The 14,595-nt window shown below is 47.8% G+C and carries 21 protein-coding genes; 20 read left to right on the top strand and 1 reads right to left on the bottom strand.

All coding sequences use genetic code 11. The features are described 5' to 3' along the window. The first annotated feature begins 10 nt into the window (after positions 1–10). The 20 genes from mlaD (at position 11) to sorU (ending at position 13,753) form a co-directional block, all read left to right on the top strand. The gene (gene mlaD / locus ACBP46_RS00785) at positions 11–466 is read left to right on the top strand and encodes an outer membrane lipid asymmetry maintenance protein MlaD (RefSeq protein ID WP_371014837.1); all 456 of its coding nucleotides are present in this window, start codon (positions 11–13) and stop codon (positions 464–466) included. A gap of 45 nt (positions 467–511) precedes the next feature. After that, the gene (locus ACBP46_RS00780) at positions 512–1,327 is read left to right on the top strand and encodes an MlaA family lipoprotein (RefSeq protein WP_371014836.1); all 816 of its coding nucleotides are present in this window, start codon (positions 512–514) and stop codon (positions 1,325–1,327) included. A gap of 21 nt (positions 1,328–1,348) precedes the next feature. Continuing rightward, on the top strand, positions 1,349–1,990 hold the full coding sequence (locus ACBP46_RS00775; RefSeq protein ID WP_371014835.1) for an MlaC/ttg2D family ABC transporter substrate-binding protein: 642 nt from the start codon (positions 1,349–1,351) through the stop codon (positions 1,988–1,990). Between the two features lie 87 nt (positions 1,991–2,077). Next, complete coding sequence (locus ACBP46_RS00770) at positions 2,078–2,845, top strand: ABC transporter ATP-binding protein (protein WP_371014834.1); 768 nt, start codon at positions 2,078–2,080, stop codon at positions 2,843–2,845. A gap of 89 nt (positions 2,846–2,934) precedes the next feature. Then, a complete protein-coding gene (locus tag ACBP46_RS00765) occupies positions 2,935–3,693 on the top strand; it encodes an ABC transporter permease (RefSeq protein WP_371015400.1) in 759 nt (252 codons plus the stop codon). A gap of 4 nt (positions 3,694–3,697) precedes the next feature. Continuing rightward, complete coding sequence (locus tag ACBP46_RS00760) at positions 3,698–3,937, top strand: BolA family protein (protein ID WP_371014833.1); 240 nt, start codon at positions 3,698–3,700, stop codon at positions 3,935–3,937. Next, positions 3,937–5,193 (top strand): UDP-N-acetylglucosamine 1-carboxyvinyltransferase, encoded by a 1,257-nt coding sequence (gene murA / locus ACBP46_RS00755; protein WP_371014832.1) that lies wholly within the window; start codon positions 3,937–3,939, stop codon positions 5,191–5,193. Before ACBP46_RS00760 ends, murA begins: the two co-directional genes overlap by 1 nt. Positions 5,194–5,197: 4 nt before the next feature. Beyond that, on the top strand, positions 5,198–5,884 hold the full coding sequence (hisG, locus tag ACBP46_RS00750; RefSeq protein ID WP_371014831.1) for an ATP phosphoribosyltransferase: 687 nt from the start codon (positions 5,198–5,200) through the stop codon (positions 5,882–5,884). 53 nt (positions 5,885–5,937) lie between these two features. Beyond that, complete coding sequence (hisD, locus tag ACBP46_RS00745) at positions 5,938–7,242, top strand: histidinol dehydrogenase (protein ID WP_371014830.1); 1,305 nt, start codon at positions 5,938–5,940, stop codon at positions 7,240–7,242. A 15-nt stretch (positions 7,243–7,257) separates the two neighbouring features. Continuing rightward, positions 7,258–7,845: an imidazoleglycerol-phosphate dehydratase HisB gene (gene hisB / locus ACBP46_RS00740; protein ID WP_371014829.1), complete on the top strand. Its 588-nt coding sequence runs from the start codon at positions 7,258–7,260 to the stop codon at positions 7,843–7,845. A 42-nt stretch (positions 7,846–7,887) separates the two neighbouring features. Continuing rightward, a complete protein-coding gene (gene hisA, locus ACBP46_RS00735; protein WP_371014828.1) occupies positions 7,888–8,628 on the top strand; it encodes a 1-(5-phosphoribosyl)-5-[(5-phosphoribosylamino)methylideneamino]imidazole-4-carboxamide isomerase in 741 nt (246 codons plus the stop codon). After that, positions 8,625–9,401 carry an imidazole glycerol phosphate synthase subunit HisF gene (gene hisF / locus ACBP46_RS00730; protein WP_371014827.1) on the top strand — a complete coding sequence of 259 codons (777 nt, stop codon included), beginning with the start codon at positions 8,625–8,627 and terminating at the stop codon, positions 9,399–9,401. The genes hisA and hisF overlap by 4 nt, the downstream gene beginning before the upstream one ends. Then, positions 9,398–9,796 carry a phosphoribosyl-AMP cyclohydrolase gene (gene hisI, locus ACBP46_RS00725; RefSeq protein WP_371014826.1) on the top strand — a complete coding sequence of 133 codons (399 nt, stop codon included), beginning with the start codon at positions 9,398–9,400 and terminating at the stop codon, positions 9,794–9,796. The genes hisF and hisI overlap by 4 nt, the downstream gene beginning before the upstream one ends. Further along, the gene (locus ACBP46_RS00720; RefSeq protein WP_371014825.1) at positions 9,793–10,122 is read left to right on the top strand and encodes a phosphoribosyl-ATP diphosphatase; all 330 of its coding nucleotides are present in this window, start codon (positions 9,793–9,795) and stop codon (positions 10,120–10,122) included. Before hisI ends, ACBP46_RS00720 begins: the two co-directional genes overlap by 4 nt. A 79-nt stretch (positions 10,123–10,201) precedes the next feature. Continuing rightward, positions 10,202–10,570 carry a histidine triad nucleotide-binding protein gene (locus ACBP46_RS00715; RefSeq protein WP_371014824.1) on the top strand — a complete coding sequence of 123 codons (369 nt, stop codon included), beginning with the start codon at positions 10,202–10,204 and terminating at the stop codon, positions 10,568–10,570. Between the two features lie 13 nt (positions 10,571–10,583). Continuing rightward, a complete protein-coding gene (gene tatA, locus ACBP46_RS00710) occupies positions 10,584–10,811 on the top strand; it encodes a Sec-independent protein translocase subunit TatA (protein WP_371014823.1) in 228 nt (75 codons plus the stop codon). 18 nt (positions 10,812–10,829) lie between these two features. Beyond that, positions 10,830–11,225 carry a Sec-independent protein translocase protein TatB gene (tatB, locus tag ACBP46_RS00705; RefSeq protein WP_371014822.1) on the top strand — a complete coding sequence of 132 codons (396 nt, stop codon included), beginning with the start codon at positions 10,830–10,832 and terminating at the stop codon, positions 11,223–11,225. Continuing rightward, on the top strand, positions 11,222–11,980 hold the full coding sequence (tatC, locus tag ACBP46_RS00700; protein WP_371014821.1) for a twin-arginine translocase subunit TatC: 759 nt from the start codon (positions 11,222–11,224) through the stop codon (positions 11,978–11,980). Before tatB ends, tatC begins: the two co-directional genes overlap by 4 nt. A gap of 149 nt (positions 11,981–12,129) precedes the next feature. Next, positions 12,130–13,356, top strand: a complete 1,227-nt coding sequence (gene sorT, locus ACBP46_RS00695; protein WP_371014820.1) for a SorT family sulfite dehydrogenase catalytic subunit — start codon at positions 12,130–12,132, stop codon at positions 13,354–13,356. A gap of 70 nt (positions 13,357–13,426) precedes the next feature. Further along, the gene (gene sorU / locus ACBP46_RS00690; protein ID WP_371014819.1) at positions 13,427–13,753 is read left to right on the top strand and encodes a SorU family sulfite dehydrogenase c-type cytochrome subunit; all 327 of its coding nucleotides are present in this window, start codon (positions 13,427–13,429) and stop codon (positions 13,751–13,753) included. Positions 13,754–13,862: 109 nt separating this feature from the next. Here the strand turns inward: sorU and ACBP46_RS00685 are convergent, their stop codons facing one another. Beyond that, positions 13,863–14,579 carry an alpha/beta hydrolase family protein gene (locus ACBP46_RS00685; protein ID WP_371014818.1) on the bottom strand — a complete coding sequence of 239 codons (717 nt, stop codon included), beginning with the start codon at positions 14,577–14,579 and terminating at the stop codon, positions 13,863–13,865. Positions 14,580–14,595: the final 16 nt, after the last annotated feature.

The raw sequence follows: 14,595 nt of genomic DNA, 5'->3' as shown, positions 1-14,595 counted from the left end.
AATAGTTTCTATGTCAAATAACAAAAGCGATTTTTGGGTAGGACTCTTTGTCTTAATCGGCCTTCTCGCTCTGGTTTTTTTATCGCTACGAGCAGGCAATCTCAGCACCTTTTCTTTTGCGCCCACATACAAACTGCATGCCTCTTTTGACAACATTGGTGGGCTTAAAGTGCGTGCCCCAATCAAAAGCAGTGGCGTAGTGGTAGGCCGAGTGGTCGATATTGGTTTTGATACCACTGAATACCGTGCAACAGCTACTTTTGAAATCGACGAGAAATTTCTCTTTCCTGATGACAGCTCAGCCTCCATATTAACTTCTGGTTTACTCGGAGAGCAGTATATTGGGCTAACTCCAGGCGGCAGTGATGACGACTTTAAAGACGGCAGCAAAATCATTTACACCCAAAGTGCTGTTGTGCTTGAAGACCTCATCAGCAAATTTCTCTACAGCAAAGCAAGCGATTAATATCGGCATTGCCTGAGTCCTCTCTTTCTTTTCGAGTTTGATCTTATGTCTAGTACACCTGAGAGCCATTCCAAAAATAGCCCCACATGGGGCCGCCTCGGTTTAGCCGCTACTTCTTTACTCGTCATTACAGGGTGTGCCACGGTCGAGCACCCTAACCCAAATGACCCGTGGGAAAGTTACAACCGTACCATGGACAAAATCAACTACAACGTTGATAACGCGTTGGTAAAACCCATTGCAAACACTTACAAAACGCTAACCCCACAGCCCGTACAATCCTGTATACATAATATGTTCCGTAACGTAGGAGATGTCTGGTCAGCAGCCAACAGTTTCTTACAAGGTCGTCCGCATGACTTTTTTAACACCTTGGGACGTGTTTTGTTTAATAGCACTATGGGTGTAGGCGGGTGTTTTGATGTGGCGTCAAAAAACGGTGCACAGCGTATTCCTAATGATTTCGGAACAACATTAGGGGTGTGGGGCATTGGTTCAGGCCCTTATGTAGTGTTACCTTTAATTGGCCCCAGCACAGTACGAGACAGCGCGGCCCTAGCAGGCGGTGTGGCAGTTGGCTTTAGCGAGTCCTCTCCGATTGTGGCGATTAAAAATGTCCCCGTTCGCAACTCCATCTTAGGCTTGTACTTTGTGGATTTACGTACAGGCTTGTTGGATGCAGATGCAATGGTGAATGATATTGCGCTAGATCGCTACAGCTTTATACGCGATGCCTACTTGCAACGTCGTCAGTCACTGGTTAACCGGAAGCTTCGTGACCCCATGGATGATAGCTATGGCGATGACCTGCCTAACTACGAAGACTTTGATGACGATGACGCCTCATCCACCACAAATTAATCCCTCCAAAAAGGATGTTTTATGTTGTTAGCCAAACACTATTTTTCTGCAATTTTAATGGCGTTTGCCTTGGTCTTAGGCATTTCCCATGCTCATGCACAAAAGGTCGACCGCAAACAACCTCCCGCTGAGTTCATCGACGAGATTGCAACTCAAGCTCTTGACGCGGTAAAAAACGACACGGCAGCCCAAGGCGGTGACCGTGCAGCGATTAACGCCTTGGTAAATCAGTACGTACTGCCATATGTGAATTTTGAGAAAACCACCCGCTTAGCGACGGGTCGCCATTGGCGTCAAGCTAGCCCTGAACAGCGCAACGCGTTGGTTGATTCTTTCAAGAACACCTTAATCCGTACCTATAGCGGTGCGTTGGCTAACGTCAACAAACTGTCTTCTATCCAAGTAGGCCCTTTCCGTGGCGATGCCAATGCAGAGGATGTAGTAGTGCGCACCACCATCATTCAGCGTGATGGTCCTGCTGTTGGTGTAGACTACAGAATGGAGCAAACGCCCGACGGATGGCTCATTTATGACCTTAATGTTGAAGGCATTTGGCTGATTCAAAACTACCGCAACCAGTTCTCTGAAGTCATTCAGCGTGATGGCATAGACGGTCTGATCGATAGCCTTAATAAACAAACCATGCCTGTACAAAACCCTTAATCATTTAACGATACCGTTAGGGTTTTAATTCAGCTCATTTATAATAGAAATCTGGCTCATGGTGGGCCAGATTTTTATTGTGTACCTATGTCTGCAATCAAATTAGAAAATATCTCTAAAGTTTTTCCCCCTGAAAAAAAAGGCCTATTTAGCCCCGCTACAGGCCCAGGTTTTCAGGCTCTTCAAGACGTTAATCTCACGATTGAACAAGGTGAATTCTTTGGTTTGCTTGGCCCCAATGGCGCAGGCAAAACCACCATGATTTCTATACTAGCTGGGCTCTCCAAAGCCACAACAGGTCGTGCCAGTATCTGTGGGTTTGACGTGGAAACCGATTATCGTAATTCACGTCGTGCTTTAGGTGTGGTGCCCCAAGAAATCGTCTACGACCCATTTTTCACAGTGCGTGAAACGCTGCGACTTCAATCGGGCTACTTTGGTTTACGTAATAATGATGACTGGATTGATGAAATCCTGCATCATCTCGGCCTTTCTGACAAAAGCAACACGAACATGCGCGCCTTATCAGGTGGTATGAAACGACGCGTTTTGGTGGCTCAAGCCTTGGTGCATCGTCCTCCGGTCATTATCCTAGACGAACCCACTGCCGGAGTAGACGTAGATTTGCGTCGCAGTTTGTGGGAATTCATTTCTCGTCTTAACCATGAAGGCCACACCATTCTCTTAACTACACACTACCTCGAAGAAGCCGAGGCCTTGTGCAGTCGTATTGCAATGCTTAAATCAGGTCAAATCGTAGCCTTAGATACGACCGCCGCGCTGCTTGAGCGCGCTGGCACGGGCGATCTAGAAGAAGCATTCGTTCGTATTATGCATTCTGAAAAAAAACTATGACAGATTCCACTACTACCAAGCATTGGGGCGTGCCTAGCTCTACTGAGCCCACATCAGGTACAACCCAACAGCTCAAACCACAGCCCACCATGGGTTCAGGTTTTCCTACGCTATTTAAAAAAGAACTTTTGCGTTTTTACAAAGTGGCGTTTCAAACCGTTGCCGCACCCGTCTTAACGGCACTTTTGTACCTTTTAATCTTTGCTCACGTACTCGAAGACCGCGTACGTGTGTTTGATACAGTGCCTTATACGGCATTTTTGATCCCTGGCCTTATGATGATGAGCATGCTGCAAAACGCATTTGCTAACCCTTCTTCATCATTAATTCAAAGCCGCATCACCGGTAATCTGGTATTTATCCTTTTACCACCGCTGTCACACCGTGAAATTTTCTTTGCCTATATTTTGGCCGCTATTATTCGTGGCCTAACCGTAGGTATTTGTATTTGGCTTGTTTCCTTATTTTTTGTGCGTCTACCCGTAGCCAACCCGCTTTGGGTAATTAGCTTTGCCGTCTTATCTTGCGGTATCATGGCAACTCTAGGCGTTATTGCAGGGCTTTGGTCAGAAAAATTCGATCAACTCGCAGCCTTTCAAAACTTCTTAATCATGCCGGCTACTTTTTTATCTGGTGTGTTTTACTCCATTCACAGTTTGCCGCCTTTCTGGCAGGCCGTGTCACATTGGAACCCTATTTTCTATACCATTGACGGTTTTCGTTATGGGTTTTTTGCAGCCTCAGACGTTTCTCCGTGGCATAGTCTTGCCGTGGTTGGCACGGTCTTTGTAGTGCTTTGCTTTTTATCACTACGCCTGCTTGCTTCAGGCTACAAACTACGGAATTAATACTATGTTGCCCACCCCAGAACTTGTACGTCAGTACATCAATGACAACTTAGCGTGTGATCACATCGAAGTCCAAGGCGATGGCTCTCATTTCGAAGCCCTCATCGTCAGCTCTGCTTTTGAAGGCAAAAGTCGTATTCAACGCCATCAAGTGGTTTACGCTGCCTTAGGCGATCGTATGAAAAGCGAAATTCACGCCCTTTCCATGCGCACTCTTACCCCAGACGAACACAAGGCTCAATAATGGATAAATTACGCATCACCGGTGGTCAGAAACTGCACGGGGACGTCACCATTTCTGGCGCCAAGAATGCGGCTTTACCCATTCTGTGTGCTAGCCTGCTCACAGCAGACGACTTAGTGCTCAGCAATGTGCCGCGTTTACGTGATATTCGTACCGTCTGTAGCTTGCTTGAGCAACTCGGCGTACGCGCCCACGTCGAGGGCGAGCACATCACGCTTAACGCCTCTCAAATTACCAGTCTCGAGGCCCCTTACGAGCTCGTTAAGACCATGCGCGCCTCTATTTTGGTACTAGGCCCTTTGCTCGCACGTTTTGGTGAGGCTCGGGTAAGCTTACCTGGGGGCTGCGCTATTGGTCAACGCCCAGTAGATCAGCACATAAAAGGCCTACAAGCCATGGGGGCCGAGATTGAAATCGAGCACGGCTTTGTGGTTGCCAAGGCCAAACGCCTTAAAGGGGCGTCGATTCGCACCGACATGGTAACGGTAACAGGCACAGAAAATCTGCTTATGGCAGCCGCTCTAGCCCAGGGCGAAACCATTTTAGAAAACGCTGCCCAAGAGCCTGAAATTGTTGATCTGGCCGAGCTTTTAATTAAAATGGGCGCGAAAATCTCAGGTCATGGTACCGAGCGTATTGTGATTCAAGGGGTGGAACGTTTGCACGGTGCTGAGCACGCCATCATGCCAGATCGTATTGAAACAGGTACGTTTTTATGTGCCGTAGGTGCTACAGGTGGTGCTATCACCCTGCATAACACAGCCCCCCACACCTTACGTTCTACACTAGAAAAGCTAGAACAAGCTGGCCTAAGCATTCAATGCGATGGCACACGTATTCATGGTCGTATGAATTCTCGCCCCTTGTCCGTCAGTTTTAGTACCGCTGAACACCCTGGTTTCCCTACCGACATGCAGGCTCAGCTCATGGCGCTTAATGCACTAGCTCAAGGCACCGCCGTTATTGTAGAAAATATCTTTGAAAATCGCTTTATGCATGTTCAAGAACTACAACGTCTAGGGGCCCACATTGAAACCGAAGGGCATACTGCGTACGTGAAAGGCGTTGAGCGCTTGCTCGGGGCGCGCGTTATGGCGACTGACTTACGTGCCTCAGCCAGCCTAGTTATTGCTGGCTTAGCCGCCGAAGGCGAAACCATTATTGATCGTATTTATCACTTAGATCGCGGTTACGACCGCATGGAAAACAAGCTAGCCGCCATAGGCGCTACTATTGAACGCTTGCGTCAGGAATAATGTTATGAGCCCTGCCAACCCCAATCGCCCCTTAACTCTTGCTCTTTCTAAAGGGCGTATTTTCGATGAAACCATGCCTTTGCTTAATCAAGCTGGCATCGAGGTTCTCGAAAACCCAGAAACCTCACGCAAATTAATTTTGCCCACCAACTCGCCCGATATACAAATCATTATTGTGCGCGCCACCGATGTCCCCACCTATGTTCAATACGGTGCCGCCCATATTGGCATTGCAGGCAAAGATGTGTTGTATGAGCACATGGAAAGTCACCCTGGCGGTCTCTATCAGCCGGTAGATTTAAATATCGCGCGCTGTCGGATGTCTGTTGCCGTGCCCGATGGCTTTGATTACCACAATGCCGTAAAGCAAGGTTCCCGCTTACGAGTCGCGACCAAATACACACGTGCTGCACGTGAACACTTTGCAAGCAAAGGCGTTTACATTGATCTGATCAAACTGTATGGCTCAATGGAACTTGCGCCTCTGGTGGGCCTAGCCGATGCTATTGTGGATTTAGTATCTACTGGCGGCACACTACGGGCTAATCACCTGACTGAGGTCGAAGAAATTTCTCAAATTTCCTCGCGTCTTATTATTAATCAGGCCGCCATGAAAACGCGCCAAACACAACTTCAGCCTTTAATTGATGCATTAATGCAAGCTGCTTTCGATCCAGCCCCCCAAAACTAAGCGTTCCGATATACACTAAGCGTATAGATTATCGCTTTAGGAACATCTGGTTTATGTCTGTAATTCGTCGTTTGCAGTCTAACACTGCTCAGTTTAATGCTGAATTGCGTCAGCTATTAGCGTTTGAAGAAACGCAAGACGCTTCTATTGAAAATGCCTGTAGAGACATTTTGCATCAAATCCGCCAACGTGGTGATGCAGCGCTCATTGAATTTACCCATCGCTTTGATGGCGTACAGGTTCATCATGCATCTGAACTCGAAATCCATCACGACGAATTACATCATGCGCTCAACACACTCGAACCTACCCAGCGCGCTGCCCTAGAAGCAGCTGCGCAACGGGTGCGGCAATATCACGAACACCAGCTAGGCAAAAGCTGGACCTATACCGAAGCCGATGGCACTCGTTTAGGGCAGCAGGTCACCCCATTAGACCGCGTGGGCTTATATGTGCCTGGTGGCAAAGCGGCCTACCCTTCCTCGGTTCTCATGAATGCCATCCCGGCCAAAGTCGCTGGTGTCAGTCAACTCATTATGGTTACGCCCACCCCTAAAGGCCAGCGCAACCCTCTGGTGCTGGCTGCAGCCGCCCTAAGCGGTGTAGACAAGGTCTACGCTATCGGCGGTGCCCAAGCAGTGGGCGCTCTGGCCTATGGCACAGACACCATCCAAGCCGTAGATAAAATAGTTGGTCCCGGCAATGCATACGTAGCCGAAGCTAAACGCCGCGTTTTCGGTACAGTAGGCATCGACATGATCGCCGGCCCCAGTGAAATTTTAATTATTGCCGATGGCAGTGCGCCAGCAGAATGGGTCGCTATGGACCTTTTCTCCCAAGCCGAGCACGACGAATTAGCACAGTCCATTTTATTGTGTCCCGATGCCAACTACTTACAGGCGGTCGAGGACGCCATAGAAAAATTACTGCCCACCATGCCACGTGCAGATATTATTCGCACCAGCCTAGCAGATCGCGGCGCGCTTATTCTGGTCAAAGACTTGCACGAAGCATGTGAAATTGCCAACTTTATTGCGCCCGAACACCTAGAGGTATGTACTACAGCCCCTGAAACATGGTTGCCTTACATACGCCATGCAGGTGCTATTTTCCTCGGTCATTACAGCTCTGAATCGCTTGGCGATTACTGCGCAGGGCCAAACCACGTTTTACCCACTTCTCGTACTGCACGTTTTTCCTCGCCCCTAGGCGTCTACGATTTCCAAAAACGTAGCAGTATTATTCATGTGTCATCTGCTGGCGCTCAAGCCCTCGGGCCCATCGCCGCGACCTTAGCCAAAGGCGAAGGTCTCTATGCTCACGCTGCCAGTGCCGAATATCGGCTTAAAACCTCTTAATTTTTTGTCATCACTATGCGTACTGCCGAAGTAACTCGTAATACCAGCGAAACTCGTATTCGCGTTTCTATTAACTTGGATGGCACAGGCCGCCAAAGCCTAAATAGTGGCGTGCCTTTCCTTGATCATATGCTCGACCAAATTGCTCGTCATGGCATGATAGACCTTGATGTGCACTGTGATGGCGATACCCATATTGATGATCATCACACTGTGGAAGACATTGGTATTGCGCTCGGTCAGGCCATTGCCAAAGCAATCGGCAATAAAGCCGGCATTCGTCGTTACGGCCATGCTTACGTTCCTATGGACGAGTCGCTATCACGAGTTGCTATGGACTTCTCTGGCCGTCCGGGTTTGTTCTATTTTGTTGATTATTCGCGCGCGCGCATTGGTAATTTTGATGTAGACTTAGCGCGTGAGTTCTTCCAAGGCTTCGTGAACCATGCACAAGCCACCGTTCATATTGATAATTTACGTGGCGAAAATGCCCACCATCAATGTGAATCCATTTTTAAAGCTTTTGGGCGTGCCATGCGCATGGCGCTTGAAAAGGATCCACGTAATGAAAACGTCATTCCTTCTACCAAAGGCGTCTTATAACCTTTTTGCCATTTTCTTTTACGCATTTATTGGTTCTACATCATGTTACTCATTCCTGCCATCGACCTTAAAGACGGACGTTGTGTGCGCTTGCGCCAAGGCGCTTTAGATGACGTTACTGTATTTTCTGATGATCCTGCCGCCATGGCCGAACAATGGCTAGAACAAGGCGCACGTCGTCTACATCTGGTTGATTTGAACGGTGCTTTTGCTGGAAAACCTCTCAACAAAGAGGCAATCGCCGCTATTTTAGATACGGTGAGTGATGAAATCCCCGTCCAAATTGGCGGAGGAATCCGCGATTTAGATACCATCGAGACCTATTTAGACATGGGCATGCGCTACGTCATTATTGGCACAGCTGCAGTAAAAAGCCCTGGTTTTCTACGTGATGCTTGTAGTGCCTTTCCTGGCAGCATCATCGTAGGTCTAGATGCACGCGATGGCAAAGTTGCTACCGATGGCTGGAGCAAGGTCTCTCGCCACGATGTATTAGATTTAGCTAAAAAATTCGAAGACTACGGTTGTGAGTCCATTATCTATACCGATATTGGGCGCGACGGCATGCTATCTGGTGTCAATATCGAAGCCACAGTACGCCTTGCTCAACACGTCAACATTCCTGTGATCGCATCGGGCGGGGTTACTGACCTCAAAGACATAGATGCATTATGCGCGGTAGAACACGAAGGGGTAGAGGGCGTTATCTTAGGCCGTAGTATTTACGAAGGCACCTTGGACTTCGCCGAGGCGCAAACCTTTGCTGACGAGTACGAAGCATGAAATCTGAACAAGCTTGCCGTATTATCCCCTGCCTTGATGTCACAGCCGGTCGTGTTGTGAAAGGCGTCAACTTTGTTGACCTAGTTGATGCAGGGGACCCCGTTGAAATTGCACGCCGCTACAATGAACAAGGCGCTGATGAACTCACTTTACTTGATATCACAGCGACCACCGAAGATCGTGATTTGATCTTGCCCATTATTGCAGAGGTCGCAAAAAACATTTCTATCCCCCTTACTGTAGGCGGCGGCGTGCGCGAGCTCGCCGATGTCCAACGTTTAATGGACGCTGGGGCTACCCGCATTTCCATCAATAGTGCTGCTATTAGCAACCCCGAACTGGTGCGCGCTGCCAGCAAACAGTTCGGTAAAGACAGCATTATCGTAGCCATCGATGCTCGTCAAACCTCCGCTGATCCTAGTCACCCCACTTGGGAAATTTATACCCATGGTGGCAAACGCGCCACTGGTATAGATGCCATAGAATGGGCACAACGCATGGAGGAAATGGGTGCTGGTGCGCTTTTAGTCACCAGCATGGATAAAGACGGTACCAAATCGGGTTTTGACTTAGCTCTTACTCGTGCTATTTCTGATGCTGTGGCGATTCCTGTGATCGCATCCGGTGGTGTGGGTTCTCTCCAAGACCTAGCTGATGGCGTGCTCAAAGGCGGTGCCTCAGCCGTGCTAGCCGCTAGTATTTTTCATTATGGCGAACACACCATTGCCGAAGCCAAAACCTATTTAGCCCAACAGGGCATCAAGGTGTTATGAGCAAAAACTGGTTAGACCACGTTCATTTCGATGCGCAGGGTTTAATCCCTGCTATCGCCCAAGACCTTCACACCGGTCGTATTTTAATGGTGGCCTGGATGAATGCTGACGCCTTAAAGGAAACAGTAGCCACTCAGCGGGCGGTGTACTGGTCACGCTCTAGGCAAAAACTTTGGCGCAAGGGCGAGGAATCGGGCCACCACCAAAATGTACAATCCATTCGCTTAGACTGTGATGGCGATGTGATCTTGCTTACTGTGGAACAACAGGGCGACATCGCATGCCATACAGGGCGTAATAGTTGCTTTTATTCTCGCCTAGACTGCTCCGGTACTAGTCCGCAGTGGGAAATCACTGACCCCGTCCTTAAAGATCCCGACAGCATATACTCATGAATGCCGACCTCGTTTTAACTGAATTAATGGCTGTATTGCAATCTCGCTTGCCCAGTGCTGGCGGCGATCCCGACAGCTCCTATGTAGCCAAACTCTACGCCAAAGGTCCCGATGCGTTTTTAAAAAAGATTGGCGAGGAAGCCACCGAAGTGGTGATGGCGGCCAAAGACCAAGACCGTCAAAGCCTAGTTAGTGAAACCGCTGACTTATGGTTTCATTGTTTAGTCGCATTAAACTATTATGATATTGAACCCGCACAAGTTTTTGCCGAGCTGGCTAAACGCCAAGGCATCTCGGGTCTAGTGGAAAAGGCCAATCGAAGTTAATTCCAACAACAGCCCACAATACACTACAATAGTTAAAACATACTTTATTTAAAACGGTACCTACTCACACTGAACAGACATGAGTCAAGATTGTTTATTTTGCAAAATTATCGAGGGTACGATTCCCTCGGCTAAGGTTTACGAAGACGACGACTTTCTTGCCTTCAAAGACATCAACCCAGTCGCACCCGTTCACATTTTACTGATCCCAAAACATCACATTGTGTCTATGCAACACGTCACAGATAACGATGCAAACTGGCTAGGAAAAATGATGGCTCTAGTGCCTCAGATTGCCCTAGACAATGGCTGTAGACCGGGTGCCAAAGGCGGATATCGTATCGTCATTAATAGCGGTCAAGACGGTGGCCAAGAAATCGACCACCTGCATTTACATATTATTGGGGGCGAACGCCCTTGGAAAAACACTGCAACAGCAGTTGCATAACCGGAGTCCTACCATGGGTAGTTTTAGTATTTGGCATTGGCTTGTTGTTTTAGTCATTGTTGCTTTAGTTTTTGGCACCAAAAAGCTTCGTAATATCGGCGAAGACCTAGGCGGCGCTGTTAAAGGGTTTAAAAAAGGCATCAAAGAAGCCGAATCCGAAGACCTGCCTCCTAAACAGGTGGCTGATCAACATACCGTAGACGTTCAAGCCACAGAAAAACAAGACGTCTCTAAAAACTAATACGTCTCGTTTATCACTATGTTTGACATTAGCTTCAGCGAACTTTTACTCATCGGTATCGTAGCGTTGGTCGTTCTTGGCCCCGAACGCCTACCCCGTGTTGCCCGTACGGTAGGCCACATGTTTGGACGTGCGCAACGCTACATGAACGAAGTCAAAACCGATATTCAACGCGAAATTGACTTGGATGAGATCAATTCCATTAAAAAACAAATGGAAGACGCCTCTTCATCTATTAAGCAGTCAGTTAATCAGTTTGGTAGTCAAATTAAAGACCCCCTTGATGAAGCGCGCAAGGCTGTCAACGAACTTGAACACGATACCGAAACGATGGCAAAGTCTTTAGCAGACTCAACCAAAGACACTTCTCAACCTGCTGCTTCAGATAACAGCGCTGATGGTAAAAAAGAATGAGCACTACTCCTGCTAGTGACACCTTTATCTCTCACTTAGTCGAGTTACGCAGCCGTCTTCTTAAAGCCGTTGTTAGCGTACTGGCTGTGTTTGTGGTGTTATTTCTTTACCCTGGGCCCTCAGTCATTTACGACTTTTTAGCCCAACCCATGCTGGCGTCCTTACCCCAAGACACCCGCATGATTGCTACCGGTGTTATCACACCGTTTATGGTACCCGTCAAAGTCACTCTGCTGACGTCGTTTATCATTGCATTACCTATTGTGCTCTATCAGGCATGGGCCTTTATCGCACCCGGTCTCTACTCTCACGAAAAGAAACTGGCTATTCCCCTTATTTTCTCCAGTACGCTGCTCTTTATTTTGGGAATGAGCTTTTGTTATTTCGTGGTATTTAAAACGGTATTCCATTTTATTGCCTCTTTTGCACCTGACTCCATTACCCCTGCTCCCGATATCGAGGCCTACCTCAACTTTGTGATGACGATGTTCATTGCATTTGGGATTACCTTCGAAGTACCTATTGCAGTGGTTTTACTCGTCAAAACAGGTCTAACAACGGTTAAAAAACTCCGTGAAATTCGGGGCTACGTCATAGTGGGTGCTTTTGTAATTGCTGCGGTAGTTACACCACCTGATGTCATTAGTCAGTTTCTTTTGGCTGGGCCACTTTGTTTGCTGTATGAAATTGGTATTATTTTTGCTAATTTAGTGAAAAAACCCGAGGTCATCGAATACGATACCGATACCCAATAGTTCAAAAAACGCACCCATATATCAAAAAACGAGCCAAATTGGCTCGTTTTTTGCGTTATATACTAGGGTTAGAACTCCTATATCTAACTAACACTACGATCTAAACTACTTTCTCATATAACAATCAACTACTACACACAAGGTGCGTTATGAATCAGATTAACCACTCTCGTCGCAGTCTGCTAACAACTACAGGCGGTGCTATTGGTCTTGCTTCTATCGGGGCTATCGGCACACTTACACCTGCAGCCAAAGCACTTGCCGCAGCCCAAGACGATGCCAAGAAAGTGGCTTTGCCTCCTTATGCCAGCTGGAAAAATGCTGACAGCCTCATAATACACAGTGCGAATACCATGGAAACCAAACGTAATGCGTTTGGTAGTGGTGTCATTACTCCACTAGATCGTCTCTTTGTACGTAACAACATCTCCCCGCCCAGCGCAGACATCGTTGCGGATCCCGATGCATGGCAACTACAAATCGAAGGCGTTAAAAACCCTATCACCATTAGCGTAGCTGACCTAAAAACCTTAGGCGTAACTACAGTAGCCATGGTGTTACAGTGTTCAGGTAATGGTCGTGCTTACTTCCCTAGCAAACCAAGCGGCACCCAATGGACGGTTGGCGCAGCTGGTTGTGTCATGTTTACTGGTGTACCCGTTAAAACTGTACTCGAACACGTAGGTGGCATGAACTCAGATGCCAAGTACATGACAGGTACAGGTGGCGAGCCTATCCCAGAGGGTCTAGATCCTAACACCATCCAAGTCGAGCGTTCTGTACCCCTCGAGGGCATTGAAAACGCACTGTTAGCATGGGAAATCAACGGCGAAGCCCTCCCCTTAGCGCACGGTGGTCCTTTGCGTTTGGTGGTTCCTGGTTACACTGGCGTAAACAACGTTAAATACATCAAACGTTTAGCATTTACCACAGAACAATCTTCCGCCAACATTCAACAAACCGGTTATCGTTTAGCCCCTCAAGGCGAAAAAGGCGATCCAACTCAAAAATCCGTTTGGCAAATGCCAGTTAAATCATGGATTACCCATCCAGGCGACCCCGATGCAAAACTCAAAGCGGGCAACCTTCAAATCCAAGGTCTAGCTATGGGTGGTACCTCCGATGTCACAGGCATCGAGATTTCTGTTGATGGCGGAAAAACATGGCAAAAAGCCGAGTTCACTGGCCCAGACTTAGGCCCATTCGCATGGCGTCAGTTCGTACTGCCTGTAAACCTCAAAGCAGGCACCTACACCTTAGCTAGCCGTGCTACTAATAAAGACGGAGAGGTTCAGCCTGCCGAACGCCTAGAAAACAACCGTGGCTACTTAAACAACAGCTGGGAAGATCACGCATTAACAATCACTGTTGCTTAATCTGATCATTACTTTATGTTATTAGGCTGAGCTTAGGCTCAGCCTTTATCCTTTTTCTGATAAGAACAATATGTTGAAATCTACACTCAGCGCACTTAGCTCAGTAACTCTAGCCCTCCTAAGCTCTACAGCTATTGCAGCAGACGCCGCCCAACTCGAACAAGGTAAAACGCTATTTAGCGGTGGCGCACAGCCTATTGCCTGTGCCGTGTGTCATACACTTAACGACGCAGGCGCGGCAGGTACTATTGGTCCAGATCTAGACGAGCTCAAGCCCGATGCTGACCGTATCCGTAAAACCATGATGGAAGGAATGGGCGCTATGCCTTCTTTCTCTGATATGGACGAAGCCGATCGCGAAGCAATTATTGCCTATGTAGTTGATGTCACTAACTGATTTTAACTACGCTTAAAAATAGCGGCTTAGGCCGCTATTTTTTATGTAATAAATCACTCTTATGCGCCCCTAGACACGACGGCTTAGTGGGCATTAGGACTTAATACATTTAATTTTTAACCTCTAAATAGCCTAAGACTCGAGGCCAAATCTCACATTGCGGATCAATAATATAAAAATGATCGAGGTTTTCAACTTGCCAAAACTCTGGCTTCAAACCTTGAGCCTCTAAGGCCTGTATATAATCGGTGGAATGCGCTAGGGGAACACGCTGATCCTCTTCACCATGGATCACCAACAAGGCGCGCTGATCAGGCAATTGATGAATAGGCGATGCCTCAACGGCAACCTCTGTTAGTTGTGCCCCAAAAAAAGCCCGCGCTGCCGACTCACCTAAATCCTCTTGCTCAGTACGTAATACATCTGTTACAGGCGCTAAAGCAATGACCTGATCTTGCTCCTGAGCGGCAAGCAATACAAGCTGACCTCCTACGGAATGCCCTATTCCTACTACTGGCCCACCAACCTGTCGCGCTTGAGCCCGCTGTCGCACTGATTGGAATGCTTGGATAACATCCTCAATTATATGGGGCCAATTCCCATCACAGTCGCCCCGCCGATACTCTATATTGGCGACGGCCCATCCTTGGGCTAGAAAAAAACTGGCTAACGGATACATTTGTATCAACGTATGCTGCTGACGCCAAAACCCTCCATGAACCAATACAATGACTCCCTTAGGGGGCAAAGTAGCATTAGGCTCATACCACTCATACCATTGCTCTGGGCTTTTTCCATAAGCAACTGGCGTAGCTTTTATTTGCATATTCCACCTTTTTTCT

It is taken from the genome of Paenalcaligenes hominis (assembly GCF_041359055.1).
GTDB classification, from domain to species: Bacteria; Pseudomonadota; Gammaproteobacteria; order Burkholderiales; family Burkholderiaceae_B; genus Paenalcaligenes; species Paenalcaligenes hominis_A.
Note: the sequence above shows the minus strand (reverse complement) of the source record. Positions and strands in the feature narration are given on the sequence as shown.

Excerpts from the sequence above, each read along its gene's own strand:
- mlaD (WP_371014837.1), top strand. The coding sequence starts at position 11 with ATGTCAAATAACAAAAGCGATTTTTGGGTAGGACTCTTTGTCTTAATC.
- ACBP46_RS00780 (WP_371014836.1), top strand. The coding sequence starts at position 512 with ATGTCTAGTACACCTGAGAGCCATTCCAAAAATAGCCCCACATGGGGC.
- ACBP46_RS00775 (WP_371014835.1), top strand. The coding sequence starts at position 1,349 with ATGTTGTTAGCCAAACACTATTTTTCTGCAATTTTAATGGCGTTTGCC.
- ACBP46_RS00770 (WP_371014834.1), top strand. The coding sequence starts at position 2,078 with ATGTCTGCAATCAAATTAGAAAATATCTCTAAAGTTTTTCCCCCTGAA.
- ACBP46_RS00765 (WP_371015400.1), top strand. The coding sequence starts at position 2,935 with ATGGGTTCAGGTTTTCCTACGCTATTTAAAAAAGAACTTTTGCGTTTT.
- ACBP46_RS00760 (WP_371014833.1), top strand. The coding sequence starts at position 3,698 with ATGTTGCCCACCCCAGAACTTGTACGTCAGTACATCAATGACAACTTA.
- murA (WP_371014832.1), top strand. The coding sequence starts at position 3,937 with ATGGATAAATTACGCATCACCGGTGGTCAGAAACTGCACGGGGACGTC.
- hisG (WP_371014831.1), top strand. The coding sequence starts at position 5,198 with ATGAGCCCTGCCAACCCCAATCGCCCCTTAACTCTTGCTCTTTCTAAA.
- hisD (WP_371014830.1), top strand. The coding sequence starts at position 5,938 with ATGTCTGTAATTCGTCGTTTGCAGTCTAACACTGCTCAGTTTAATGCT.
- hisB (WP_371014829.1), top strand. The coding sequence starts at position 7,258 with ATGCGTACTGCCGAAGTAACTCGTAATACCAGCGAAACTCGTATTCGC.
- hisA (WP_371014828.1), top strand. The coding sequence starts at position 7,888 with ATGTTACTCATTCCTGCCATCGACCTTAAAGACGGACGTTGTGTGCGC.
- hisF (WP_371014827.1), top strand. The coding sequence starts at position 8,625 with ATGAAATCTGAACAAGCTTGCCGTATTATCCCCTGCCTTGATGTCACA.
- hisI (WP_371014826.1), top strand. The coding sequence starts at position 9,398 with ATGAGCAAAAACTGGTTAGACCACGTTCATTTCGATGCGCAGGGTTTA.
- ACBP46_RS00720 (WP_371014825.1), top strand. The coding sequence starts at position 9,793 with ATGAATGCCGACCTCGTTTTAACTGAATTAATGGCTGTATTGCAATCT.
- ACBP46_RS00715 (WP_371014824.1), top strand. The coding sequence starts at position 10,202 with ATGAGTCAAGATTGTTTATTTTGCAAAATTATCGAGGGTACGATTCCC.
- tatA (WP_371014823.1), top strand. The coding sequence starts at position 10,584 with ATGGGTAGTTTTAGTATTTGGCATTGGCTTGTTGTTTTAGTCATTGTT.
- tatB (WP_371014822.1), top strand. The coding sequence starts at position 10,830 with ATGTTTGACATTAGCTTCAGCGAACTTTTACTCATCGGTATCGTAGCG.
- tatC (WP_371014821.1), top strand. The coding sequence starts at position 11,222 with ATGAGCACTACTCCTGCTAGTGACACCTTTATCTCTCACTTAGTCGAG.
- sorT (WP_371014820.1), top strand. The coding sequence starts at position 12,130 with ATGAATCAGATTAACCACTCTCGTCGCAGTCTGCTAACAACTACAGGC.
- sorU (WP_371014819.1), top strand. The coding sequence starts at position 13,427 with ATGTTGAAATCTACACTCAGCGCACTTAGCTCAGTAACTCTAGCCCTC.
- ACBP46_RS00685 (WP_371014818.1), bottom strand. The coding sequence starts at position 14,579 with ATGCAAATAAAAGCTACGCCAGTTGCTTATGGAAAAAGCCCAGAGCAA.